Origin of the sequence: Pseudoalteromonas sp. SWYJZ98, from assembly GCF_015864495.1 — a bacterium.
Taxonomy (GTDB): domain Bacteria; phylum Pseudomonadota; class Gammaproteobacteria; order Enterobacterales; family Alteromonadaceae; genus Pseudoalteromonas; species Pseudoalteromonas distincta.
In genome coordinates this window covers 1-1,976 of sequence record NZ_JADYXA010000087.1, presented here as the reverse complement: position 1 = coordinate 1,976, position 1,976 = coordinate 1, and the positions used below count along the sequence as shown (strand labels likewise).

At 44.4% G+C, this 1,976-nt stretch carries 1 protein-coding gene; it reads right to left on the bottom strand.

The annotated features are described in order from the left end of the window. Positions 1-71: 71 nt before the first annotated feature. Positions 72-1,325 (bottom strand): group II intron reverse transcriptase/maturase, encoded by a 1,254-nt coding sequence (gene ltrA, locus I6F10_RS19875; RefSeq protein ID WP_197099300.1) that lies wholly within the window; start codon positions 1,323-1,325, stop codon positions 72-74. Positions 1,326-1,976 lie beyond the last annotated feature (651 nt).

Genomic DNA, 1,976 nt, shown 5'->3' with positions numbered 1-1,976 from the left:
TAATCGGGTAGCCGGAGGTCTCTAACCTCCAGCCCCCACACCACCCATCATGCGGGTCCGCAATGGGCGGTTCATCTCCCGTAATGAATATTGATCCAAATATCTTTCAATGACACTAAACCTTGTGATGCTAAATAGTCATTACCTAGCGCAATGTTAATTCCTTTTGTTTTTGAGCTTCTACAAGGGCCTTTACTGGTGATACCACAGGCTATGGCGAGTCGCTCGCTAACACCCAATCTCATTAAACTGCGTACTTTAGTGCGTGGTTTACGCCATTGTCGCCAGTAGCACATTCTTATCCTGCGACGGATCCAGTGATCTAAATCCACCGTTAATTGATAAGCATTGGCTATTAGGTAATAGTATCCCCATCCGCGTAAGTATTGCGTCAGTTTATGAATTTGTAGGGTCATTGAGATCCCCCAGTTGCGGTTAGTGAGTTCTCTTACATTTGCTTTAAATTTCTTTAGCGCTTGTTCGTGGATCTGCACTTGAGCGTAACGGAAGGTAAACCCGAGAAATTTCGAGCCTGATACGGGACCGACTCGACTTTTCGATTCATTCACTTTGAGTTTTAATCGCTGAGTGATAAACGCAGTAATTTCCCGTTGGATTATGAGTCCTTCGCTTTTCGTTTTTACTAAAATGATTATGTCATCAGCGTAACGTGCAAACTTAAGGTGTTTGTAGGTTAGCTTCTTATCTAATTCATCGAGTAAAATATTGGAAAGTAAAGGGGATAATGGCCCACCTTGAGGGACTCCTTTGGTTGACTCAAACCACAGACCCGTTTCGCGCTCTGCGATCCCCGCTCGGAGGTATTTACCAAGTAGGCGCATGAGTGCTTTGTCTTTGACTTTACGACCAACACGATTCATCAGCATGTCATGGTTTACTTCATCAAAGAACTTAGACAAGTCAATATCAACTGCTGTTTTATAACCTTGTTTAACACAAGATTGAACATGATTTACTGCTTGGCTGGCTCTTTTATGAGGGCGATAACCATAACTATGTGGTGAAAATAGAGGCTCAAAGTAAGGGCTAATCACTTGAGCAATAGCTTGTTGGATCACTCTGTCGATAACAGAAGGGATCCCAAGCATTCGCTCACCGCCATCGGGTTTGGGTATCATCACGCGTTTGACTGGCAAGGGTTGATAAGTGCCGCTAAGTAATTGTTGTTTAATACCCAGCCAATGTAACTTAGCGAAGTCATTAAATTCCTCAATACTCATATTATCAATACCCGCAGCCCCTTTATTGCGCTTAACATGTTGCCATGCTGCACCAATATTGTGGTTGCTCAGTACCCTTGCCATCAGGTCACGATCTGTTTTGTTGTATTCATTCGAGGTATTATTCACAGTCGAACGCCGTTCATCACTATCACAACACGGTGATCTATGTGAATTCAAGTTCATTTGTAGTATCTCCTCTGGTTAAGATGTTCAGGCCTTCACCGTGTCCCCTCCATTACGATGGGCGTTTGGCTACTATGCCGTCTGCTGACTTCTGATAAATCACTCTAGCGATTACTCGATAAAGCGCGTCGAAACTAACGCTTGTTTACTGCTATTTCGCTCGCTGTAGGTCGCAGCAACCAAAGCGCCAAGGGTTGAACAACCAGTCCCTAACTGGTAATCTCCAAGCGTTAGCGCGGATGCGTGTTTATCAGATCTCCCCGAATAAGGTGCATCGACTTTCTCTGCACAACTGCATCATCTACGGTGGCCGTTAGATCACATGACTTCGCTATCTTGTGCTAGCTCGTCTCCAGCCTACGCCTCATATGATGTTTTTGTTCATCAGCTCACAGATTTGCTAGCGGCTTCCTCTAGACTATATCTCGCGATTTAGCCCTTGCCATTCGCTAGTAGTTATCGTTTAATAACAGTGTGTTATTTAAACGGTGATCTTCCTACAGAGGACTTTCACCTCATAAGTCAATGCCCATGTCGGGCGTACACAAG